Annotated in this window: 22 protein-coding genes; 14 read left to right on the top strand and 8 right to left on the bottom strand. The window is 56.1% G+C overall.

Going from position 1 to position 21,731, the window contains the following annotated elements:
- The first annotated feature begins 50 nt into the window (after positions 1-50).
- Positions 51-1,340 carry an HNH endonuclease gene (locus ACG98I_RS07300; protein WP_394719630.1) on the top strand — a complete coding sequence of 430 codons (1,290 nt, stop codon included), beginning with the start codon at positions 51-53 and terminating at the stop codon, positions 1,338-1,340.
- Positions 1,341-1,440: 100 nt separating this feature from the next.
- Here ACG98I_RS07300 and ACG98I_RS07295 read toward each other — a convergent pair whose 3' ends face one another.
- The 4 genes from ACG98I_RS07295 to ACG98I_RS07280 form a co-directional block, all read right to left on the bottom strand.
- Positions 1,441-1,938: a hypothetical protein gene (locus tag ACG98I_RS07295; protein ID WP_394719628.1), complete on the bottom strand. Its 498-nt coding sequence runs from the start codon at positions 1,936-1,938 to the stop codon at positions 1,441-1,443.
- 11 nt (positions 1,939-1,949) lie between these two features.
- A complete protein-coding gene (locus ACG98I_RS07290) occupies positions 1,950-2,894 on the bottom strand; it encodes a universal stress protein (protein WP_394719626.1) in 945 nt (314 codons plus the stop codon).
- A gap of 58 nt (positions 2,895-2,952) precedes the next feature.
- On the bottom strand, positions 2,953-3,438 hold the full coding sequence (locus ACG98I_RS07285; protein ID WP_394719624.1) for a MarR family winged helix-turn-helix transcriptional regulator: 486 nt from the start codon (positions 3,436-3,438) through the stop codon (positions 2,953-2,955).
- A gap of 244 nt (positions 3,439-3,682) precedes the next feature.
- Positions 3,683-4,777: an inositol-3-phosphate synthase gene (locus tag ACG98I_RS07280; RefSeq protein WP_394719622.1), complete on the bottom strand. Its 1,095-nt coding sequence runs from the start codon at positions 4,775-4,777 to the stop codon at positions 3,683-3,685.
- Positions 4,778-4,904: 127 nt separating this feature from the next.
- Here ACG98I_RS07280 and ACG98I_RS07275 point away from each other — a divergent pair, with 127 nt between their 5' ends.
- The 8 genes from ACG98I_RS07275 to ACG98I_RS07240 all read left to right on the top strand — a co-directional run bounded on the left by ACG98I_RS07275 (position 4,905) and on the right by ACG98I_RS07240 (position 11,839).
- Positions 4,905-5,282: a DUF5318 family protein gene (locus tag ACG98I_RS07275; RefSeq protein ID WP_394719620.1), complete on the top strand. Its 378-nt coding sequence runs from the start codon at positions 4,905-4,907 to the stop codon at positions 5,280-5,282.
- Between the two features lie 171 nt (positions 5,283-5,453).
- Positions 5,454-7,559 carry a transglycosylase domain-containing protein gene (locus tag ACG98I_RS07270; protein ID WP_394719929.1) on the top strand — a complete coding sequence of 702 codons (2,106 nt, stop codon included), beginning with the start codon at positions 5,454-5,456 and terminating at the stop codon, positions 7,557-7,559.
- Positions 7,560-7,639: 80 nt separating this feature from the next.
- Complete coding sequence (locus ACG98I_RS07265) at positions 7,640-7,834, top strand: hypothetical protein (protein WP_394719618.1); 195 nt, start codon at positions 7,640-7,642, stop codon at positions 7,832-7,834.
- A gap of 162 nt (positions 7,835-7,996) precedes the next feature.
- On the top strand, positions 7,997-8,287 hold the full coding sequence (rpsF, locus tag ACG98I_RS07260) for a 30S ribosomal protein S6 (RefSeq protein ID WP_394719616.1): 291 nt from the start codon (positions 7,997-7,999) through the stop codon (positions 8,285-8,287).
- Between the two features lie 53 nt (positions 8,288-8,340).
- Entirely contained in the window at positions 8,341-8,913 is a 573-nt protein-coding gene (locus ACG98I_RS07255) for a single-stranded DNA-binding protein (RefSeq protein ID WP_394719614.1), read from the top strand.
- 59 nt (positions 8,914-8,972) lie between these two features.
- Positions 8,973-9,425 carry a 50S ribosomal protein L9 gene (gene rplI / locus ACG98I_RS07250; protein WP_394719613.1) on the top strand — a complete coding sequence of 151 codons (453 nt, stop codon included), beginning with the start codon at positions 8,973-8,975 and terminating at the stop codon, positions 9,423-9,425.
- A gap of 523 nt (positions 9,426-9,948) precedes the next feature.
- Positions 9,949-11,445: a replicative DNA helicase gene (gene dnaB, locus ACG98I_RS07245; RefSeq protein ID WP_394719611.1), complete on the top strand. Its 1,497-nt coding sequence runs from the start codon at positions 9,949-9,951 to the stop codon at positions 11,443-11,445.
- A 235-nt stretch (positions 11,446-11,680) separates the two neighbouring features.
- Positions 11,681-11,839 carry a hypothetical protein gene (locus tag ACG98I_RS07240; RefSeq protein ID WP_394719609.1) on the top strand — a complete coding sequence of 53 codons (159 nt, stop codon included), beginning with the start codon at positions 11,681-11,683 and terminating at the stop codon, positions 11,837-11,839.
- Positions 11,840-11,927: 88 nt separating this feature from the next.
- Here the strand turns inward: ACG98I_RS07240 and ACG98I_RS07235 are convergent, their stop codons facing one another.
- From ACG98I_RS07235 to ACG98I_RS07225, 3 genes are read right to left on the bottom strand one after another with little or no spacing between them, the layout of a single operon-like run.
- Positions 11,928-13,259, bottom strand: a complete 1,332-nt coding sequence (locus ACG98I_RS07235; RefSeq protein ID WP_394719607.1) for an MFS transporter — start codon at positions 13,257-13,259, stop codon at positions 11,928-11,930.
- A gap of 50 nt (positions 13,260-13,309) precedes the next feature.
- Positions 13,310-15,544 (bottom strand): heavy metal translocating P-type ATPase, encoded by a 2,235-nt coding sequence (locus ACG98I_RS07230; RefSeq protein WP_394719606.1) that lies wholly within the window; start codon positions 15,542-15,544, stop codon positions 13,310-13,312.
- A 36-nt stretch (positions 15,545-15,580) separates the two neighbouring features.
- Positions 15,581-15,781, bottom strand: a complete 201-nt coding sequence (locus tag ACG98I_RS07225; protein ID WP_394719604.1) for a heavy-metal-associated domain-containing protein — start codon at positions 15,779-15,781, stop codon at positions 15,581-15,583.
- Positions 15,782-15,969: 188 nt separating this feature from the next.
- On the opposite strand from ACG98I_RS07225, the gene trxA reads away from it, so the two are divergent.
- Together trxA and ACG98I_RS07215 are read left to right on the top strand one after the other, a co-directional pair.
- Positions 15,970-16,338 carry a thioredoxin gene (gene trxA / locus ACG98I_RS07220; RefSeq protein ID WP_394719602.1) on the top strand — a complete coding sequence of 123 codons (369 nt, stop codon included), beginning with the start codon at positions 15,970-15,972 and terminating at the stop codon, positions 16,336-16,338.
- A gap of 104 nt (positions 16,339-16,442) precedes the next feature.
- Positions 16,443-17,480 (top strand): PspA/IM30 family protein, encoded by a 1,038-nt coding sequence (locus ACG98I_RS07215; RefSeq protein WP_394719600.1) that lies wholly within the window; start codon positions 16,443-16,445, stop codon positions 17,478-17,480.
- 89 nt (positions 17,481-17,569) lie between these two features.
- Here the strand turns inward: ACG98I_RS07215 and ACG98I_RS07210 are convergent, their stop codons facing one another.
- Complete coding sequence (locus ACG98I_RS07210) at positions 17,570-18,955, bottom strand: NYN domain-containing protein (RefSeq protein WP_394719598.1); 1,386 nt, start codon at positions 18,953-18,955, stop codon at positions 17,570-17,572.
- 268 nt (positions 18,956-19,223) lie between these two features.
- Between ACG98I_RS07210 and ACG98I_RS07205 the strand changes: the two genes are divergently transcribed.
- The 3 genes from ACG98I_RS07205 to ACG98I_RS07195 are packed head-to-tail and all read left to right on the top strand — an operon-like array spanning position 19,224 to position 21,447.
- Positions 19,224-19,598, top strand: a complete 375-nt coding sequence (locus ACG98I_RS07205) for a GntR family transcriptional regulator (protein ID WP_394719597.1) — start codon at positions 19,224-19,226, stop codon at positions 19,596-19,598.
- On the top strand, positions 19,595-20,434 hold the full coding sequence (locus tag ACG98I_RS07200) for an ATP-binding cassette domain-containing protein (RefSeq protein ID WP_394719595.1): 840 nt from the start codon (positions 19,595-19,597) through the stop codon (positions 20,432-20,434). Before ACG98I_RS07205 ends, ACG98I_RS07200 begins: the two co-directional genes overlap by 4 nt.
- Positions 20,431-21,447: an ABC transporter permease gene (locus tag ACG98I_RS07195; protein ID WP_394719593.1), complete on the top strand. Its 1,017-nt coding sequence runs from the start codon at positions 20,431-20,433 to the stop codon at positions 21,445-21,447. Before ACG98I_RS07200 ends, ACG98I_RS07195 begins: the two co-directional genes overlap by 4 nt.
- The last annotated feature ends 284 nt before the right edge of the window (positions 21,448-21,731 follow it).

Here is a 21,731-nt window from a genome sequence, read left to right as displayed (position 1 = left end):
TTTTCAACGGTGCCTGTTGAATGTTTGCGCGGGTTATTAGCGTATGAATCATGAACGCATTGCAGGCATTGGAGTATCTCTCGCGCAACGGAATGGAGTTGTTGCGCGAATGCTTAGCTCTTGATGCCTACCAGCTGGCGGCATTGGGGATGCCGCTGCAAAAGGCCAAAGACTACATGCGGGCAGCCGAAGCCTATCTGGGCCCGGCGGATTCCTCGCGCATTCAGCGCGAGACGGTCGAGCTAGCCGCGCACATGGGGCATTCGGTGGAGCACCTGGTGATGATCAATCGGCATGCGCGGCAGCTCAAACAGCGCGGGGCGGGCTGGAAATTGCGTGCGGAGCTCGTTGCCATGACCGGCAGCTATGAAGAGGTCAATAAGGCTGGTGGGGCGCGGGTGAAAGAGATCAATGGGCCGAAAGCCAGCACGCCCGGGGTGAAGTTCTCGCGCACCCGTGAAGGTTTGCGCACGATTACTATCACTGATGACCAGCGTGCCGTCACCGATTTAGAAAAGACCCTCGACGCGGTCACGCAAGAGCAGGGATTTCAGGGCGAACGCAGGGAAACGCTGCGCCAAAGCTGGTGGACGCACCTGCATTCCGGGGCGAGTACGGTGCGCCCTGCGTATCAGACGGTGATTGCTATTGGGTTGGAAGACTCCATGCGGGTGCTGCGCGGCGAAGGTGATGATGTGGTGGTCGGGCTTTCCGATGGCACCACCATGACCGGCGCCGAGCTCGTCGCCGCAGCAATTGCCGGAGAGCTGGGTAGTGACATCATGGCGGGGCTTTTCCACCCGAGTACTGGACCGGTGAATCTATACGAGGCGCGATTTGCGTCGGCCAAGCAGCGGATTCTGGCGAAAGCCGAAAACCTGGTCTGCCCGTGGCCAGATTGCGGCGTGCCTGCCGATAGGTGCCAAATCCACCACATCGACGCCCACAAACACGGCGGACAGACCGAGCCTTCGAATTTGACCATGTTGTGTTCCTATCACAATGGCGTCAATGATGATGACCCTGAAGGACGGGGCCGCCAGGGTCAACCTGGCGGCCCCGGAGGTGGGGAAAGCCCGGGTGAAGCGGGTGAGCCGGGTGAAACCGGCACCCCGGGTGGGGCAGGAAGCCCGGGAGATGCAGGTGGGCCGGATAGCTCACGAGGCGAGAGAAAGCGTCGGCAGCGGGAGCGGCGCGGATTCCGCGGACGCAAGCGGTCGCGCGGGCGAGTGGACAGACACCGCGGACGGGTCAGGTACCGTTCGCCGTCCGGAAAGCTGATAGCCAATGATCACGACAACGCTAACTTGGGGGCGATGTCGCTCATCGGCGTGTCTTAGTGGCGGTGCGCCCTAGCGGCAACGGCGCGTTAGCGGGGCGCGCTCTAGTGACGGCACGCGTGAAGTGGCGAGTGTCCAGCGGCGCGTTAGGGACGCTGCGCTAGGCGTTGAGGTAATTGGATAGCTCGAGCAACGTTTGCAGCATCCAGAACATGCAGTGCGGGGTGAGCAACCAGAACGCGCCCATCCACGGGCGCCAGCGCAGATAGTTACGCAGTTTGCGGATTAACATCCAACCCGAGCCAAGCATGCCGACGATCGGAACGATTGATGCACCGATGACCCAGGTTAGTTGCTGCTGTGGGGAGCAGAACCAAGTATTGGGGCCTGGGTCGCATAAAGGTCCACCCATGGCGCGGAAAATGAACACCAAGCCAAGCGCGATAACGAAACTTAGAACTACGATGATGACCGAGAACCACACGGCCTGCTTTGTCGATGCCCTATTGCGGGCGGCGGTTTCGGCGGGATCGGGTTCATCGGCAAGCTCGTCGAAATCAGCTGGCTCAGGGCGCGGAATATTCGCGAAATCCGCATCCGTGGAAAGATCATTTTCTGGATGATCGGGGCCGGTGAAATCAAACCGTCGTGCGCTCATAGTTTATAACCCTACTGTGGGCAAGCGCTGCTTGGCCAAACGATGATCGGCACCGAAAGATGCGGCAATAACTCCGTTGCGCGTGAGCCAATAAAGACCCGTTCAATCGGGCCCATCGGGGTGGAACCGATACAGATGAGGTCGCCTTTCTTCCACTTGAGGGAATCAACAGCGGCGCGCCAGCCTTTGCCGGAACCAATCTCTGAGGTGATCTCAAGATCCGGAAATTGCGACACCACGCGTTCGCGCGCCACATCCAATAGGCCTAAGGAATGTTCCCGCCATTGGGAGGTGAGTTCAAGTGCCACGTCATGGTTCGCGTTCATGGGTGCTGCGACGAGACCATTGGAAGAAAAGACGACGATACGCAGTGGAACATTCCAGGTGGCGGCGAGGGAGGCGGCATCGAAAAGCGCAGGCACATCATCTAGGTCTTGTTCCTCAGTCAGCGCGAAGTTTAGCCGTGTCACGCCGTGCTTGGACAATTTCACAGCACGCGGGCTCAACCCCACGGGAGTGGGGGAGTAGTGCAGTAAACTATCGGCGGTGGATCCGGCCAGAAAGCGGCCTTTGGCCGCGCCTTGGTTGGAGCCCAGCAAAATCAGGTCGGCGTCGAATTCCTCGGCGGCTTGCGTCAGCAGCTGTGGCTTCGACGGGCCATCCATGAGCACCGAATAAGTTTCGTTCCACTGCGAACGCTCAATGCCGGCAGCGACGAGAGTGTCCTTGACTGCCTGGCGGCAGGCGCGGGATTCCTCTTTGAACCAATCGTGGTATTTACCACCCAGCTTTTGCAGCGAGACCTCATGCCAGGGCTGCACAAATGCCGAGACCACGCGAACTTCAATCTCGGTGGTGCGAGCCAACCATGCCGCAAAGCGGATCGGCTCGGTATCTCCGGATGCAGGTGTCCAGGAAATCAGGATGCGAAAAGCTCGCGAGGAAGATTGAGTCATAGAAAAGAATTAAACGACGCGTAAAAGGGCGATGATAATTCCTATCCTACAAACGCACTTAAGATTTTGGTGAATCCTGAGTTGGTCGGTAGATTTCTGCGAGCTTATTAATCAACCCAGATACCTCGCGCGCGGTGTTCAGCCCATCAGCATCCAACCAACGCAGAATCTCCGCGAGGGCCGCAGCACGTTCCTGGCTCACGCGCTCGAGCTCGGCAGTGCCCTTCTTAGTCAGCTGCACCATCACGCCGCGGCGATCTTTTTCATCCCGGGTGCGTTCAATATAGCCACGCTGCTCGAGCTGATAAAGCGCATTCGAGGCGGTCGGCATACGGATAAGTTCAGCGGCAGCGACTTGGCTAACACGTGCCGCGCCGCGCGCTTTGAGTTGGTTCATGATGGAGACCTGCGACGTCGTTAACGATCCACCTTCGGTGGTGCGCTGGAAAATCACGACTAATTTATTCATCGCGGGTTGAATCTGCGATGCAACCTCGAGGGCTTCGTCAAAAGTTGATGGGGAGTTTTGATTAGGTTCGTTCATAAAACTATAATAACGGCCTCAAACGGCAATTTGTAGTTAATTGGCCAAAACGTTAGGTTTCGAGCCCTAAATAATTTCAAGTACAACATAACCCACGCAATTACGGGTTTGCCCATGTGGGAATCTGTCCGAAGTGCGTGGGTTAAGCGGGGGTGCGCACGTGAGATGCGATGCGCACGCAGGGCGCGATGCGCACGTGGCGTCGTGCGGCCGGCGTGCGCGCTAGGTGCGTCGCGCGAGTGGTTTAAGACTCGGAGCCAGTGATGAAGGCTTCGAGGGCAGCGCGGGCTTCATCGTCAGGCATCTGCACCGGTGGGGACTTCATCAGGTACGCCGAAGCTGGCAGGATGGGGCCGGCGATACCACGGTCAAGCGCGATTTTCGCGGCACGGACGGCGTCGATGATGATGCCGGCGGAGTTCGGCGAATCCCACACCTCGAGCTTGTACTCCAGGTTCAGCGGGACGTCACCAAAAGCGGAGCCTTCGAGGCGGACATACGCCCACTTACGGTCATCGAGCCACTCGACGTAGTCGGATGGGCCGATGTGAACGTTGCGGTCCTGCTTCTTGCCCGCCAGCGGGGAATCCTGCAGGTTGGAGGTCACAGCCTGAGTCTTGGAGACTTTCTTTGATTCCAGACGGTTGCGGTCGAGCATGTTCTTGAAATCCATGTTGCCGCCGACATTGAGCTGCATGGTGCGATCGAGGCGCACGCCGCGGTCTTCAAAGAGCTTGGCCATCACGCGGTGGGTGATGGTGGCGCCCACCTGGGACTTGATGTCATCGCCGACAATTGGCAATCCAGCATCAGTGAACTTCTGCGCCCACTCAGGATCGGAAGCAATAAACACCGGTAGGGCATTGACGAAGCCACAGCCGGCATCGATAGCCGCTTGGGCGTAGAACTTATCGGCATCTTCGGAGCCCACCGGCAGGTAGGACACGACAACCTCGGCGCCGGAATCCTTCAGCGCCTGGGCGACATCGACAGGCTCAGCATCGGATTCTTCAATGGACTGCAGGTAGTGCGTGCCCAAGCCATCCAAAGTAACGCCGCGCTGCACGGTGACACCAAGGTGCGGGACCTCGGCGATGGTGATGGTGCAATTGTGGGAGGCACGGGTGGCATCGGAAAGATCTTGGCCCACCTTGGCCGCATCAACGTCGAAGGCGGCAACGAACTCGATATCGCCGACATGGTAGTCACCGAGCTGCGCGTGCATGAGCCCGGGAATTTTCTCATCGGTTGAAGCGTTGCGATAGTACTCCACGCCTTGAATCAGCGAGGTCGCACAGTTGCCAATACCGACGACGGCAACCTTTACTTTAGAGGCCATTAGGGCATGCTCCTTGGAGATTGATTTTAGTTAATCCTTGAACTCCTAACCCTAAGGACAATGGTCTCTATGGTGCTACTTTGCGGCGAGGTGGATCGATAAAGAAGACGATATTAAGGTGGTAAAGGTGAGTGGTCTAACATCCGTGGCATATAAACACACGGTGTCGCACGAATGGGAACGCGCCGCAACCTTGCGCGAGCTCCGCGCGGGGCGAATCGCGCCTGAAGAGGTGTGTGACGCTGATTTCTTGCTGCGTGCAGCCGCCACCCACCATGGCGTTGCGGTCAACCGTCCGTGCCCGCTGTGTGATGGCGCTTTGCGCAACACACGCTGGGTATATGGCGAGGAGCTAGGCCGGCGTGCGGGAAGCGCGCGCAGCGAGACGGAGATAGCACAGTTTGTGTCGGAAGGCTTGGAGTTTACCGTGCATACGGTAGAAGTATGCCTTGCTTGCCGATGGAACCATCTTCTAACGTCCGAAGTGGCCTATAGAAAGTGTTAACGTTAGACCAGATAAAACGAGTTAGATGACGAAGTAAGGCGCGTTTAGGTGAGCGATAAAAGTCAATCGGCCCCATCCAAGGGCGGTCGACGTCGGGCAAAGAAGTCCCAGCGTCGGTGGCCGTGGATTGTGCTGATCATTGTTGCGTTAGTAGTGGCCATTCCGGGCGGAATGTTTGCGTACGCATACTCGCAGTATGAGGTGCCGGAGCCGGAAGAGCTGGCGAATAACCAGATTTCTTCGATCTACGCCAACGATAACACCACGCAGATTGCGCGGATTGTGCCGCCGGAAGGCAACCGCACGCAGGTGAGCCTGGAAGCGATCCCGGATCATGTGGAAAATGCCGTGCTGGCAGCCGAGGACCGAGATTTTTGGACGAACTCGGGCTTTTCCTTCACTGGTCTGATGCGTGCGGTGCTGGGCCAGATCACGGGTAATGAAACAGCGGGCGGCGGTTCGACGATCACGCAGCAATACGTGAAAAACACGCTGGTGGGCAATGAGCTGTCCTATATTCGTAAGGCACGCGAGCTGGTGTATTCCATCAAGATGACCAATGAATGGCCGAAGGAAGACATCCTCAACGCGTACCTCAACACTGTGTATTTCGGACGTAATGCTTATGGCATCCAGGCGGCATCGGTGGCGTACTTCGATAAGGACGTCGAGGAACTCACTGTTGAAGAGGGCGCCATGTTGGCGGGCATTATTCAGGCGCCGAGCAACTGGGATCCGGCGGTGAACCCGGATCAGTCGGAGCAGCGCTGGAATTACGTGCTCGATGGCATGGTGGAGATGGATCATTTGCCTGCCGAAGAGCGCTCTGGCATGCAATTCCCGCACACCGAAGAGCCCTCCGGTTTTTCTGCCTATACGCAGGCGACCGGCGCGAATGCGCACATTAAGAACCAGGTGGTGGCGGAACTCGAAGAAGTTGGCATCACTGAAGAAGACGTCAATACCCGTGGTCTGCGGATTACCACCACGATTGACCCGAACGTGCAGAATGCGAGTGTCGAAGCAGTCGATGCCAACCTGGCGCCCCTGCAAGAAGACGCGCGGGCTGCGGCGGTGACGATCGATCCATCGACAGGCGCGGTGCGTGGCTACTTCGGCGGTAATGAAGCTGAAGGCTGGGACTATGCCAATGGCCCGACCGAGACCGGTTCGGTCTTTAAGATCATGGGTTTGGCAGCAGCACTCCAGCAGGGTATCCCGCTGAGCACGAACTACTCTTCGGGCCCGTACCAGGTTGGCGATGCCACTATTGGCAACGTCAGCGGCACCACCTGTGGCGTGTGTTCTATTGAGGAAGCGTTGAAGAACTCCTACAACACCTCGTTTATGCGCCTGCAGGCGGACCTGGAAAATACCACCCAGGACACCGCTGATATGGCTTATGCGTTGGGCGTTGCAGAATCCCTGCCGGGCATTGAACGTACCTTGACTGAAAATGGTGAGCAGCCTTATGAGGGCATCATCTTGGGCCAGTACCAGTCCCGCCCACTGGATATGGCTGTGGCGATGGCAACGTTGACCAACCGTGGCGTGTGGCATGACCCCTACTTCGTGGAGCGCGTAGAGACCAATACCGGCGAAGTACTGTATGAGCACCCAATTGATGAGGGTGAGCGTCGAGTCTCTGAGCAGGTTGCGGATAACGTTATTCAGGCCATGAAGCCGATTGCTGCGTGGTCCAATGGTGCGCTGGCGGGCGGCCGTGAATCGGCGGCGAAGACCGGTACGCACCAGCTGGGTGACACTGGTTTGAATAAGGACACCTGGATGGTGGGCTCGACGCCGCAGTTGGCGACCTCGGTGTGGGTTGGTACGGCAGATAATGCCTCGGCGATTAATAACGCGTGGGGCGGCGTGATGTACGGCTCGGGCGCGGCAACCCAAATCTGGAAGCAGGTTCTGGACACGTCGCTGGCTGATGCCGAATGGGAATCCTTCCCGACCGCAACGCCAGTACGTTATGGCTCCAATAGCATGACCAATGCGACCGTCTGGGACCCATCGTGGAACAGTGCACCGGCGCCAACCGATGGTGGCGGCGATGCAGAGGACTCCGATGAGGCCGCCGATGACGCTGAAGGCGGTGACGGCGACGGCAACGGAAATGGCAACGGCGATGATGCTGGCGGTGATACCGGTGGCGGTGATACTGGTGGCGACGCCGGTGGCGGGGACACTGGTGACGGCGGCGGTGACGTGCCGCAGGCGCCATCGATAGATGACGTCATTGGCGATTTCCAAGACATCTTTCAATAAGCGCGTATAGGACTTCGGCCCCTTTCATCTTGTAGCTGGTGAAAGGGGCCTTTTCCATGTCATGGGTAATAATGGGAATTATGAGTGTTGTGACCATCATCGGGATTGTGTCGATTGCGTTGGGCTTCTTGTGCGTGATTGGGGCCTACTACACCTTCCAACGTGGCACCGATCGCCGCCAGCCGATAGCCCTGGGTCTTTTGGCGCTGCTGTTTATTACCATCATCCCCGTGATTTGCGCGGTGTTTTATGCAGCAACCGCGCATGGCTATTAGGACCAGATGACATGGATGTAAGTTTGTGCTGGTATAGGGGGATTTTCGATCCGTGCGGCCATGCGGTACGCTGGTGAGGTTGCTTGACGCAACGTACCCTCCTGCCATGTCCGCAAAGGTGATGTGGCCGAAACTACTAGACCATAGGAGGTGATGAGGTCCGTGCGTCACTACGAAGTCATGATCATTTTGGATCCGAGCCAAGATGAACGCACTGTAACCCCGTCCCTAGACAAGTTCCTCGAGACCGTTCGCTCTGAAGGCGGCAAGGTCGAGAACGTTGATGTGTGGGGCAAGCGTCGCTTGCTGTACCCAATCAACAAGAAGGAAGAAGGCGTTTACGCTGTCGTTAACCTGGAGTGCGAGTCTGCGACCGTGCTTGAGTTCGACCGTCGCCTGAACCTGAACGACTCTATTCTGCGAACCAAGGTTCTGCGCACCGACAGCAAATAGCGGATACTGGGGCTTAACTCAATAATCCGATTCTCGAAGGAGAGAGCACTACCATGGCACAGGGCGATACCAATATCACGGTCGTAGGCAACATCGTTGCTGACCCAGAACTGCGTTTTACCCCGTCGGGTGCACCAGTCGCGAACTTTCGCGTAGCGTCCACCCCTCGTCGCTTCAACTCACAGACTAATCAGTGGGAAGACGGCGAAGCTATGTTTTTGACCTGCAACGTGTGGCGCCAGGCAGCTGAGAATGTGGCAGAGACCCTTTCGAAGGGCATGCGCATTATCGTTACCGGACGCCTCAAGTCGCGCTCTTTCCAGACCCGTGAGGGCGAGAACCGGACGGTCTTTGAAGTAGACGTAGATGAGGTCGGGCCATCGCTACGCTATGCCACCGCGCAAGTAAACCGGAACCCACGTGAGGGTGGATCCGGCGGTAACTTCGGCGGAGGCAATTCCGGTGGAGGCAACTCTGGCGGCTTCGGCGGAGCACAAGGTGGTAACCAAGGTGGATTCGGTGGAAACCAGAATTCATCCGGAAACCAGTCTGCGCCAGCTAATGACCCTTGGAACTCTGCCCCACCAGCTGGTGGATTCGGTGGAGACGACGAGCCCCCGTTCTAAAAACTGTTAGTGAAAATCAACATTCAACTTAGAACACATATAAGTGAAAGGCAGGGATCATGAAGCTGATCCTCACCGCTGCCGTTGATAACCTCGGCGCTCCAGGCGAAGTCGTTGAGGTTAAGAACGGTTACGGACGTAACTACCTGCTTCCACGCGGTTTGGCAATTGTTGCTACCCGCGGTGCTGAGAAGCAGATCGAAGGCATCAAGCGTGCACAGGAAGCTCGCGCAATCCGCGACTTGGATCATGCACGTGAGGTCCGCAATCAGCTCGAGCAGCTGGAGAAGGTCATTGTTGAGGTTAAGACCTCTGACAAGGGCAAGCTCTTCGGTTCTGTCACCGCTGATGACATTGTTGCAGCAGTCAAGAACGCTGGCGGCCCTAACTTGGACAAGCGAATCATCGACTTGCCAAAGGGTCTTGTCAAGAAGACTGGCAACTACCAGGTCGAGGTCAGGCTGCACGCCGACGTACTCGGCAAGATTAATTTCTCGGTCGTCGCTGCTTAATTAAAGCCGCTTCGACGGTCATAATTCGATAATGAATTAAAGACCCAACGACAACAGCATTGCGCGCAGGCTCTTGGAGTCACACACCTATGTGAGGTGGGTGGTGACATCCCAAGGGCCTGTGCGCGTTTTCACTCTACGGGTGGCTGTGGATACCTGTGGATAACTCCGCAAATCTGAGGATAACTTGTGGGGATAATTTCTCGTTCCAGGACCCTTCATTGAAGGTTTGCCTCATGGGAACAAGCAGGCAGCGCGGCTTTTACGCGCATTTGATTGCTTGCGTTTGCTCACAAAACAGTCGCTGAGCTGGTGTTATGTTTGAACGTGCTGGTGAGCGATATTTTGGTACAGATCTATTCCCAGGTCCGGTTCGCTGTAAGGTGCTGTTCACCTGCGCATTCCACAGGGGTCTGTGGATAACTGTGTGCAATTGTCCCCAGGGTGGTTGAACAAGTGCATTGTCCGATGGATGTATTAGCCTTTAAGAAGTAAGGCAGATGGGCATGAGAAAGGTCAGGGCATGACATCAAGTATGGGAGCAAGTTTTGATGATGGCTACCTTCCACCGGAGGAGCCGGCACCCGAATTCGGCCCGGAGCCACCGCAAGATTTTGATGCGCCACGCAGCAACTATGGCGGGGGAAAGCGTAAGTATGGCAAGCGTGATGAACTCGAGGCGCCGCAACGCTATGGAGAGTTCCGCCAGCCACCCTCAGATAAGGACGCGGAGCAGGGCGTGCTGGGTGCGATGTTGCTCTCGCCGGCGACGGTTATTGAGGTCATTGATGAGGTAGACCCTGAGGATTTCTACTACCCGGCACACCAGCTGATTTATAGTGCGATGCTGGACTTGTACTCTACCGGCACGGATATCGACCCAGTCATCGTCTCGAGCCGTCTGGATAAACAGCAGAATCTGGAGCGCGTCGGTGGCGCGCCATATCTGCACACGCTGTTGTCTACGGTGCCGACGGCAGCGAATGCCCGCTATTACGCCGAAATCGTGGCGGAGAAGGCGCTGCTACGCAAGCTGGTGGATGCTGGTACTCGCGTGGTGCAGTTGGGCTTCAACGGCGATGAGGACGCCGAAATTGAGGCAGTCCTAGACCTGGCGCAGCAGGAAGTCTTCAAGATTGCTCAGAAGAAGACGACTGAGGACTACAAGGTCATTGGTGACCTGATTATCCCGACCATCGATGAGCTAACGGCTCTGCAGAATAACGGTGGCTTGGAATCAGGTGTGCCAACAGGTTTCATTGATCTGGATAATCTGACCAATGGTTTACACGCGGGCCAGATGATTATTATCGCGGCCCGACCGGGTGTGGGTAAGTCCACGCTGGCGTTGGATTTCATGCGCTCCTGCTCGCTACATTTGAATAAGGCATCAGTGGTGTTCTCGTTGGAAATGAGCGCCTCGGAGATTGTTATGCGTATGCTCTCTGCGGAATCTGAGGTCAAGCTGTCTGATATGCGTTCGGGCAAGGTCTCGAATGAGGACTGGGAGAAGCTCACGGATACGCTCAATCGCATTCAGGATGCGCCGTTGTTTATTGATGACTCTCCGAACCTGACCATGATGGAGATTCGCACCAAGGCGCGCCGTCTGAAGCAACAGCATGGACTGGACTTGGTGGTGCTGGACTATCTGCAGCTGATGAGCTCGGGTAAGAAGGTTGAGTCACGTCAGCAAGAGGTCTCGGAGTTCTCGCGACAGTTGAAGCTTCTGGCTAAAGAGCTGGAAGTCCCGGTTATTGCGATTTCACAGCTGAACCGTGGTCCGGAATCACGTACGGATAAAAAGCCGCAATTGGCTGACCTTCGTGAGTCAGGCTCGCTGGAGCAGGACGCCGATATGGTTATGCTGCTGTACCGCCCTGACTCTCAGGACCGCGATAGTGAACGTGCCGGTGAGGCGGACATCATCTTGGCAAAGCACCGTGGCGGACCGATTGACACGGTCCAGGTGGCACACCAGCTGCACTATTCGAAGTTTGTGAACATGGCGCACGGATAACATCCAGCAGAAATCGGCGAACTTTGTGGAGTTTGTCACACGTCGTTGCGTGGTTGGGGAGAAGAACCCCCGATTGCGCAGCGACTTTTTGCATTTATGCAGCTCAACCCGGTTGGCAAAGCCTTACCTATCTAAGGATCTGCACAGTTAGGAATGGCTATGCAACGGTGATTTCCCTGCTCAGAGGTGGCATTCTGAGTTTCATACGCACAGAACGAGAGGGAAGGAGAAGGGGATGAGTATTCCAACACTGCGCCGTGAAACTCCAACACATCAGAGCATCACCGTCACCCGTACGAACGAGCACACTGTTTTGCAGAACATGCCACGTGATCTAAACGAATTGGCGAAGCTTGCCCCACGTAAAGGCTTCTTCGCGCGACTTTTCGGATAATTTCAATAATGAGCGCTGCGTGGATCAAAGCACAGCAGATGCACTAAACGCCGGGGCTGAAGCGCTCCTGCGTGGTAGCCCTGGTCGTTTAGCCGGCGAGGGCTTTTCCTTTGTTTTCAGGCAAAGTGAATGCCGCGATAGCGGCGATGGCGAAGGCGGAGGCAAAGAGCGCAAAGAGCCAGCCGGCGCCGGCAACGGCGAGAATCGGTGGAACGATAATCGGCGAGATAATCGAGGCAATGCGTCCGAAGCCTGCCGCTGCACCGGTGCCTGCGCCACGGATGTGGGTGGGATAGAGCTCAGGTCCGATGGCATACAGCGCGCCCCATGCGCCGAGGTTAAAGAAGGACAGGAAACAGCCGGCGATGATGATGGTCATTTCGGTATCGGCCATACCGAATGCATAAGCGGAGACGGCGGAGCCGGCAAGGAAGACGGCGAGCGTGATGCGTCGGCCCCAGACTTCGATGAGCCACGCGGCGACAGCGTAGCCAGGCAGCTGCGCGAGCGTGATGATTAGGGTGAAGGTGAAGGACTTAACGAGGGTGAAGCCATCGGCAACCAAAAGCGATGGAATCCAGATGAATGCCCCATAGTAGGAAAGATTGATACAAAACCACACGATCCACAGCGCGATGGTGCGTGCGCGCATGGTGGGGGAGAAGATAGAGGTTTCGCGCACGTCGCCGGAGACTTCCTCAACGTGTTCGTCATCTTCGGGCGGAACGTCTTGGGCGGATTCTTCGAAGGAAGAAACAATCGATTCGGCTTCTTCGTGGCGGTTCTTCGATTCGAGGAAGCGCACTGATTCGGGCAGTGCCATGCGCACGTAGAGGGCGTAGAACGCTGGAACCATGCCGATTGCTAGCGCCCAGCGCCAGCCTGATTCGGAGGCACCCACCACGAAGGTGCCGATAATCGCGGCGGCAATCCAGCCGAATGCCCAGAAAGCTTCGAGGAGCACGACCATGCGGCCGCGGATTTTGCGCGGCGCGAACTCAGATATCAACGTGGAAGCCACGGGCAATTCAGCGCCGAGGCCGAGACCGACGATAAAACGCAGCACAATGAGCAGGCCGAGCCCGGTTGCGAGCGCAGATGCACCGGTCGCGAGACCATAAACCAACAGGGTGAGTGCGAAGACGTGGCGGCGGCCGAATTTATCTGCCAGAAGCCCGCCCAATGTTGCACCGATTGCCATGCCAACGAATCCGGCAGTGGCAATCCATGACGTCTGTGAGGACTCTAAGTTCCAATGCACGGCGAGTGCCGCCATGATGAAAGAGATGAGCCCGACGTCCATAGCATCGAGCGCCCAGCCGATGCCGGAGCCCCACAAGAGTTTCTTGTGCTTGGGCGTCACGGGCAGGCGGTCGAGGCGCTCATTGCGTGTCAGCGGAGTTGATGTGGTGTGCGTCATGGGCGTTGATACTAAACACGCGGGTCAGTTTCTGCCCAATGGGCTAATACCTACTTGGGGGTGAATGCGCGCAGCCGCAGGGAGTTGCCAACCACGAACACGGAGCTAAACGCCATGGCCAAACCCGCAAAGAGCGGGTTGAGGAAGCCAAGTGCCGCGACCGGGATGAGGATGACGTTGTAGGCAAATGCCCAGAATAAATTTCCCTTGATAGTCGAGAAAGTCTTGCGCGAAAGGCGAATAGAGTGTGCCGCGGAGCGTAGGTCCGAGTTCATCAGGGTGATGTCGGAGGCTTCGATGGCAACGTCGGTACCCGCGCCCATCGCGAGTCCCAGGTCGGACTGGGCAAGAGCGGCGGCATCATTGACACCATCGCCTACCATGGCCACGACCTTTCCTTCTTCCTGCAAGCGAGCGACGGTTGAGACTTTGTCATCGGGCATAACGCCAGCAAAGACATTGTTAGGGTCGATACCAACCTGTGCGGCCACGTTGCGGGCAGCGCCCTCATTATCACCAGTCAGCAGATAAGGCGTGAGGCCAAGCTCCTTGAGCTGGGCAATCGCTTCAGCAGAAGAGTCCTTGATGGTATCGCGCACGGTAATGATGCCTGCGATGGCGCCATCGACCTCGACGGCAATGGGGGTGCCGCCGGTGGATTCAGCGTGGGCGAAGGCATCGGCAAGCGTGCCCAAATCCTTAGCCCGACCGACGGAGACGCGGTGGCCATCAACGGTGCCGCTGACACCGTGGCCGGGTTGGGAGGAAAAGTCCGTTACCGCAGGGTGATTGGGCGCATGCTTGACGATGGCCTGAGCAATCGGATGCTCCGAACCTGCCTCGACAGCGGCGGCGAGCTGGGCGACGTCATCGGTATCGAAGCCGGGAGCGGCGTGAACCTCATCAACGCTCATGACACCCGTGGTGACGGTGCCGGTCTTGTCCAAAACAATGGTGTCAACCTTCTTGGTGGACTCCAAGGTTTCCGGACCCTTGATGAGAAGGCCGAGCTGGGCGCCGCGGCCAGTGCCCACCAAAATTGCGGTCGGGGTAGCAAGACCCATGGCGCAAGGACACGCAATAATGAGCACGGCGACGGCGGCGACAAACGCTGGGGCGACGCCATCAGACAGCGCCAAATGCGCAATCAGCGTGATGGCTGCGATGATGATGACGGCAGGGACGAAGACCTGCGCGATGCGGTCGACCAGGCGCTGAACTGGTGCCTTGGTGGATTGAGCTTCGGTCACCAGCTTCGCCATTTGTGCCAGTGTCGTATCAGAACCGACGCGGGTTGCACGGACGATGAGACGGCCCGAGGTATTGATAGATGCACCGGTGACTTTGCGGCCTGGCTCGACTTCCACGGGGACGGATTCGCCCGTGAGCATAGATTCATCGACGGCTGAGTAACCATCTATGACCTCGCCATCGGTGGCGATCTTCTCGCCGGGGCGAACAATGAACTCATCTCCGATTTGGAGGTCGGAAATTGGGATGCGGGTTTCTTTGCCATCGACAAGCAAGGATGCTTCCTTGGCACCCAAATTCAACAGCGTGCGCAGCGCTTCGGAGGACTGGCCCTTGGCCTTGACCTCAAAATAGCGGCCAAGCAGCAGGAAAGTGATCACCATGCCGACCGACTCGAGGTAAATGTGGTCCATCTCGGCATTATTGGAGAAAAACTCCATGTGCATGCGCATGCCGGGCTCGCCGGCGCTGCCGAAGAGCATCACATACAGCGACCAGAAATAAGCCGCCGAGGTGCCCATCGTAATCAGCGTGTCCATGGTGAAAGAACCATGCTTGAGGTTGACCCAGGTGGCCTTGTGGAACGGTGCGCCGCCATTGATGAAGACGATGGTGGCCAAAATGGCGGAGACCCACTGCCAATAATCGAATTGCAGAGCAGGAATCATGGAAATGGCCATGATTGGCAGTGACAGCGCGGCGGACATGATGGTCAGGCGCTTGAGGTGCGCGGCCTCTTCATCACGGGCGGCATCGACGCGGTCGCGGGGGTTGTCATCGGCAGGCGCGGCACCGTCACTTGTCTCATCGGATGTGTCGTCGGCGGCGGCAAAAGCGTCGTAGCCTGCGCCTTGGATGACTTTGATGAGGTCATCGGGTGCGGTGAGCGCGGGGTCATAGTCGACGGAGGCGGATTCGGTTGCGTAATTCACCGTGGCGGTGACTCCGTCGACTTTATTGAGCTTGCGCTCCACTCGAGATGAACACGACGTGCAGGTCATGCCTGTCACGCCAAGATCAATATGGGTGGTCATGTGAAAATCACGAACCTTCTGTATGTGGGAGGGAGTTTAGACGAGTGTGTAGCCAGCTTCAGTGACCGCAGCGTTGATGTCCTCGCGGGTGTAGTTGTCGCCCTCGACGGTGACCTGGCCGGTCTTGTGGTCGGCGTTTACGCCCGTGACGCCGGCGATTTCTGCTATTTCTTCCTGGACGGACATTTCGCAGTGCCCGCAGGTCATGCCTTCAACGGTGAAATTCTGGGTAGACATTTCGGTGATGCTCCTTGGAAGTAGTGGATGGATTGCCTTACACTTCTAACCTTATACCCCCCTAGGGTATCTGGCAAGGGGTGTGTGGCGGGAATAGCTGAGACTTCTGTAGCGTTGATGCCACATAGAAAGCGAAAACACCCCTTAAAGCGTGATACGACGCTTCAAGGCTTTAAAAAGGAGCAATCATGGCAACCGTTGAAGTAACCAAGGGCAACTTTGAAGACACCACCGCCGGCGACGGCATTGTTATCGTTGACGCATGGGCAGAATGGTGCGGTCCATGCAAGCGCTTCGCGCCCGTCTTTGACAAGGCATCCGAAGAGCATGGGGACATCACCTTTGCCAAGCTAGACACCGAAAATAACCAGGACTTGGCTGGTGAATTGCAGATTCAGGCCATCCCGACCTTGATGGTTTACCGCGATGGCATTGAGGTCTTCAACCAGGCGGGTGCTCTGCCTCCTGCAGCATTTGAAGATCTGATCAAGCAGGTTCGTGACTTGGATATGGATAAGGTCCGCGAGCTGGATGCGCAGCGTAAGAATCAGGGCTAATTGTTGATTTAGCTCGACGCTTTCTTGTGAGTATCGCTACACTCGCAAGAAAGCGTCTTTTTTATATTCCCAACAAATTCTGACCGCAAGGAGTGAAACGAGCTATGGCTAACCCGTTTTCAAAAGGCTGGAAGCATTTGATGGCTTCCTTCGATCACAAAATCGATGAAAATGCTGATCCGAAGGTGCAGATTAAGCAAGCCGTAGATTCAGCGAAGAAGCAACATCAGGAGATTACTGAGCAGGCTTCGGAGATTATCGGCAATCAGCGTCAGCTGGAGCTGCGCATGAACCGTTTGCTCAAGTCACAGGATGACCTGCAGACTCAGGTGCGACGTGCGCTGGAGTTGGCTGATAAGGCCACCGCTGAGGGCGATTCCACCAAGGCGCAGGAATACAATAATGCCGCTGAAGTTGTCGCTTCCCAGCTGGTGTCTACCGACCAGGAGCTGGAGCAGGTGAAGACCCAGCACGAGGCTGCTACCCAGGCAGCCGCCAAGGCGCAGGAGCAGCAGAAGCAGTCCGAGATGCGTCTGCGCGAGCAGCTGGCAGAAGTTGATCAGCTCATGGCGCAGGCTGACCAGGCGGCCATGCAGGAAAAGAGCTCCGAGGCTTTGTCTTCCATGCAGGATCTGACCCCAGATGGATCCACGCCGTCATTGGATTCGGTGCGCGCGAAGATTGAGAAGCGCTACTCTAATGCGCTTGGTGCGCAGGAGCTATACCAGGCAACTGGCGGCAGCCGTATCCAGGAAGCGCTAGCATCCACTGAAGATATGCAGGCTAAATCCCGTCTGGATGAAATCCGTGCCTCCATGAACAAGGATAAGGAACTTACCGCTGGTAAGGATGCTGCGTCCGGAAAGGACGGAGCAGCGCCAAAGGCTGAGTCAGCCGATAAGGCTAGTGCGGATGACAAGTCCAAGGTGGCTGACAAGGCTAAGAAGAATGGCAAGGCCAAGGCAGATGGTAAGTCTAAGGCGGCTGATAAGGCTGCGCCTTCCGATGAAGCCATTGAGCCGGAGGTCGCCAGCGATGCTCCAGACAACACCGCATCCGGTGATGTACACGATGCTGAAATTGAACAGGTGCTGGCTGAAGCCAAGAAGGCAGTCAATGACGAGCCCGGGGATAAGAAGTAACCCTCGGCTAGTACGTGCCGCCCCCTAAGAACACATAAAAGCAGCGAGATACCCAGTAAGTCGGGTGCCTCGCTGCTTTTATGCTGGTGCTAGCTATTGCGGGTGATGTTGATGAGTACTCCGCGAATGCCGGAATGGAATCCATCGCGCAGATTGACCCGCTGAGTTTCAGTCAACGTGTACTCATGTAGCGTCTCGCAGGCGAATTGCAGCAGCGGACGGTCGATCTCCGGTGGAAGACCACCGCCGGAGAGGATATGCGCCTGGTCGCGCTGGTCAGCGGTCGCAGCATTATCAAACCACCAGCTGGCATACTGTTGCCCCACATCGAATGGGGTCTGGAAACCAGATGATGACCAAACCTCTTCAGGAAGTGGCACATAGCGTGAGCGCAACTTGCGGCGTGGCGCCATCATGGAAGGCTTTGGCGGTGCGCCTGGCTTCGGCGCCTCCGGCTTCGGTATGGAACCCGGCTTTGGAGTTGCATCTTCTTCTGCAGATGACTCCGTCGTCTCTTCGGTATTGTTCTCAGACGGGGTTTCGTTCTTAGCGGAGGATTCGTCTGCTGTGGATTCTTCACGTGCGGACTTCTCAGCCGGAGACTCATCCACTGATTGTGCATCGGAAGAGGGCACCGCTTCTTCGGCGGAAGGTGCAGGTGTTTCTGCTGCAGCTTCGGCAGGTGATGAGGCTGGCTGTGGGCTCGGTGTTGCGGCCGAGGGGCCAGGAACCGGGCTCGGGGTGGAGTCGATGCCTTGCTCGGCCAACTCGGCATCGTTAAGCGATGCTTCTGCGAGTGTCTCCGCTTCCGTATCCTCCGGAATTTTTGGTGTGGAAGAAAAGGCTGCTTCGACCTCGGAGGGCTCGTCGCATTCATCGTCAACCGCGATGACGTCTTCGGTCTCTGGGACGACCGGCGGAATCGGGCCCTCTAAAACCTGGATTTCCATCGCGTCGTGGAAATCTTCGCGGGGATCCAAAATAGTGGTCGTGTCACAAGTGTGGCGCAGGGCTGAGGACATGGAATCCCAGCCGAAACCATAAAGGTGCACGCGTACGCCATTATTGGTGGCCTCGGTAACGCCCGGGATCATGTCGGCGTCACCGGAGACCAGCACAAAGTCGGTGAAATGCTGATTCATCGCGGTGACGACCATATCTGCAACCAGGCGCGTATCCACTGCCTTTTGCGTGCGGCGCTCGCCCCATTCGATGAGCTGACCGGTGCGAAGCTGCACGCCATCACAGGTGCGTAGCGCGCGCTGGTAGCGGTGCGGACCGGTGTCCGGAATGCCGTCATACCAGTTTTGGCGATGGACAGGATGGCCAATTTGGTTCTCAATCATAGAACGCAAAGTGCTTACTACCTCGGGTAAGTCGATTTCTAATTGGGCGCGGGCACCGATTTCCCACGAATTGTAAAAGCTGGCCAATAAATAAGAGGTGTCAACAAAGACAACTGTGCGTTCAAGCATGGCTCCTAAGTTCCGTTCATTTGATTCTAAATTTTATTTGTATTCTTCTAGTTTGCCTCATCTGTCACACTACGTCGATATCCGTCGCTGAATCTGCTGGTTAATGCGCTGCAACCGGTAAGTGACCGGCAAAGGGTCCTTGAATTTATGTCGATCATAAGTAAAACCTTGCGCACTGCTCGCGATAGTTATACGGTTGGTTACACGAGTAACTAACCAACCAGGTGGGTGCTCCGTATGGAACAGAGACAGGCATGTGACTATGGCAATGGATAATTCGACTCAACCGCTCTTTCGGCAGATTGCCTCTTTGGTTGAGGATTCAATCGTGGATGGCGTGCTCTCTGAAGGCGCACGCGCGCCATCAACGAATGAGTTGGCTGATTTTCATTCCATCAACCCGGCAACCGCCCGTAAAGGTTTAAACCTCTTGGTTGATGTCGGTGTATTGGATAAACGCCGTGGCATTGGCATGTTTGTCGCGGATGGCGCGACGGAGAATATTCGCCAACGGCGCCGGAGTGAGTTTGCAGCAGATTATGTTGCCCCCTTGGTGGATGAAGCAGTGCGGCTTAATTACTCCCGCGAAGCACTGATGGATTTGATTGAAAGAGTCGCAGAAAGCCGAGGCCTCTATAAATGACCGATGGATGGGAACACAACATGGAAACAATCATTAGCTCAACCGATTTCGCGTTAGAGCGGGGCTTAACCCATGGTGTAGTGGGGCCCAATGGCATTGGTAAGACCACACTATTGCGAAAGATTGCTGGTCAGCAGCAACCAGCGGGCTTATTAGTCTTTGGGCAAAAGCCTTTTGATAACCGCCAAGTCATGGATCGAACCATCTTGATGGGCATTGATAATCCGCTCATTGATGGATGGAATATCAAAAAGCTGATGCGGCTGGGCCAGGCTCGCTGGTCGACATGGAATACCGAGCGTGCCGAGGAACTACAAGATCGCTTTGAGCTGCCGTCCAAGAACTACTCTTCTCTCTCACGTGGGCAGAAGTCAGCGATGGGGATTATCTTGGCGGTGGCGTCGGGCTGTGAGCTGATGCTTCTCGATGAACCCTATTTGGGACTTGACGTCCACAAACGCCAGGTCTTCTATGATGTACTCCGTGAGGAGCACGGCCGCACCATTGTGATTTCTACCCATCACCTCAATGAACTGGCGGGGCATTTGGATACTGTGCTTATGCTCAACGGCATGCGGCACGGTGAGGTGGCTGAGCTTATCGATGGTATCTTGGAGATTTCCGGCCATCCTGAAAACCTCGATCGGCTACTTAACCGCTTGCAGCTCAGTGCTTTGAAGTGGGAATCGGGAAGCCTTGGTGATAAGGCGATTGTGGATGCGATGGATCTTGGCGCCGACCATGTCTTCGACGCAGCCGGCGACCTCGGCGTCCGTGTTAATGAAGTCAGCCTAGAAAAAGCCATCCTCGCTCTCGGTGAGGAGGGATTGGGATGAGTCTGCGCTTGATATGGGAGCTTATCGAGGTTCCACGCCTCTTGATCGCACTCGGTTTTCTAGGGCTTTCACTTTTTGCCTACACCTACGAAGGCTACTTGGCCTGGCTTTATTACTTTGTGTGTATTCTCTTCGCGGCGCATAAACCGGTGGTTGATGGCTTCAAATCATTAGGACTTACATCGCGCGACTGGAATCTTCAGCGCCGTATAGAAAACACGCTCTTTGCACTGGCCATTTTTGCGATACTGCTCATACACCAACCGGTTCCTTGGCTGTTCATCGCGCTTTATCCAATCATTGCCGCAGCAATCATCATTCCTCAGCACCAGATGCCTGAGCGATCATCCTCGAGGATGGGTGAACTGCTGAATCAGTCGGAGGGCCGCACCAAAGATGGTTGGTGGCCTAACACTATCGAGGGACAGCTCATTATTGGACCACAGGTGAGGGCGTGGGGTTACATGCTGGCTATTGCTATAGTGAGTGCGATCATCACCGGTGCTATGGGTGCATTCTTTAACGGTGAGTGGGTAGAGACAGTGCGGATGTTGGCTCTTGTTGCCTCCGTTGCGCTCTTCATCGTTTTTGAGCCAGTCATGTCGGACAGCCTTCGGGAGTACGTCACCTTTGGCGGAACGCGTAAGACCTGGGCGCACTATTCGATTGTGATTAATGCGGTGATCCCGGGACTCATGATTCTTATTGGACTGAGTGTCCCGAACCTGCGATGGTTTACCGCTTTGGGTTCTGCCTACCTTCTGATTGCCTTGGTGATGCTCGGTTTGGGAACGCTGTCATTCAGCATCTGGGCTATCGCGCTAATCGTGGCCGGCTTGGCTTTGGAAGGCTACATACTTATTGGGATTGGGTTTGAGAACTATCAACGCCAGGCCGCCGTGGCGGTAGGCGCATATATCCTCGCCGCGCTTCTGCTTCCAACCTTGGCGCGGAGAACCAATCTGCAATCAAATGGCTTGAGTCGATGGCTTGGCATCAAAACAAGCAATTAAGAATCGAACGTTTTTAGGCGTTGTGCTGGGGATTTGTGTTGGTTGTGGGTGGCGTGTAACTTTATGTGAGTCAGCGAGACCGACAACGCCCCGCACAGAGCATGAGGTTCTGGTGAGATGGCGGTAGGAAAACACTCCGGTGACATTCAAAATTATTTTTTGACTTTCCATTCACTTGTTTATGGACGCAACAATGTTGTGTTTCATGGATGGTGGTGTGGTTGTTGTCTGAGAACTCAATAGTGTGCCAATGTACTTTTTTATTTTTGTCTGTGTTGTATGGA

Origin of the sequence: Corynebacterium sp. L4757, assembly GCF_043673995.1 — a bacterium.
Lineage (GTDB): Bacteria > Actinomycetota > Actinomycetes > Mycobacteriales > Mycobacteriaceae > Corynebacterium.
The sequence above is the reverse complement of the archived record's forward strand: the minus strand, read 5'-3'. Positions and strand labels throughout refer to the sequence as shown.

Coding starts and splice junctions, on each gene's coding strand:
- ACG98I_RS07300 (WP_394719630.1), top strand. CDS start 51: ATGAACGCATTGCAGGCATTGGAGTATCTCTCGCGCAACGGAATGGAG.
- ACG98I_RS07295 (WP_394719628.1), bottom strand. CDS start 1,938: ATGAGCGCACGACGGTTTGATTTCACCGGCCCCGATCATCCAGAAAAT.
- ACG98I_RS07290 (WP_394719626.1), bottom strand. CDS start 2,894: ATGACTCAATCTTCCTCGCGAGCTTTTCGCATCCTGATTTCCTGGACA.
- ACG98I_RS07285 (WP_394719624.1), bottom strand. CDS start 3,438: ATGAACGAACCTAATCAAAACTCCCCATCAACTTTTGACGAAGCCCTC.
- ACG98I_RS07280 (WP_394719622.1), bottom strand. CDS start 4,777: ATGGCCTCTAAAGTAAAGGTTGCCGTCGTCGGTATTGGCAACTGTGCG.
- ACG98I_RS07270 (WP_394719929.1), top strand. CDS start 5,454: ATGTTTGCGTACGCATACTCGCAGTATGAGGTGCCGGAGCCGGAAGAG.
- ACG98I_RS07265 (WP_394719618.1), top strand. CDS start 7,640: ATGAGTGTTGTGACCATCATCGGGATTGTGTCGATTGCGTTGGGCTTC.
- ACG98I_RS07255 (WP_394719614.1), top strand. CDS start 8,341: ATGGCACAGGGCGATACCAATATCACGGTCGTAGGCAACATCGTTGCT.
- rplI (WP_394719613.1), top strand. CDS start 8,973: ATGAAGCTGATCCTCACCGCTGCCGTTGATAACCTCGGCGCTCCAGGC.
- dnaB (WP_394719611.1), top strand. CDS start 9,949: ATGACATCAAGTATGGGAGCAAGTTTTGATGATGGCTACCTTCCACCG.
- ACG98I_RS07240 (WP_394719609.1), top strand. CDS start 11,681: ATGAGTATTCCAACACTGCGCCGTGAAACTCCAACACATCAGAGCATC.
- ACG98I_RS07235 (WP_394719607.1), bottom strand. CDS start 13,259: ATGACGCACACCACATCAACTCCGCTGACACGCAATGAGCGCCTCGAC.
- ACG98I_RS07230 (WP_394719606.1), bottom strand. CDS start 15,544: ATGACCACCCATATTGATCTTGGCGTGACAGGCATGACCTGCACGTCG.
- ACG98I_RS07225 (WP_394719604.1), bottom strand. CDS start 15,781: ATGTCTACCCAGAATTTCACCGTTGAAGGCATGACCTGCGGGCACTGC.
- trxA (WP_394719602.1), top strand. CDS start 15,970: ATGGCAACCGTTGAAGTAACCAAGGGCAACTTTGAAGACACCACCGCC.
- ACG98I_RS07215 (WP_394719600.1), top strand. CDS start 16,443: ATGGCTAACCCGTTTTCAAAAGGCTGGAAGCATTTGATGGCTTCCTTC.
- ACG98I_RS07210 (WP_394719598.1), bottom strand. CDS start 18,955: ATGCTTGAACGCACAGTTGTCTTTGTTGACACCTCTTATTTATTGGCC.
- ACG98I_RS07205 (WP_394719597.1), top strand. CDS start 19,224: ATGGATAATTCGACTCAACCGCTCTTTCGGCAGATTGCCTCTTTGGTT.
- ACG98I_RS07200 (WP_394719595.1), top strand. CDS start 19,595: ATGACCGATGGATGGGAACACAACATGGAAACAATCATTAGCTCAACC.
- ACG98I_RS07195 (WP_394719593.1), top strand. CDS start 20,431: ATGAGTCTGCGCTTGATATGGGAGCTTATCGAGGTTCCACGCCTCTTG.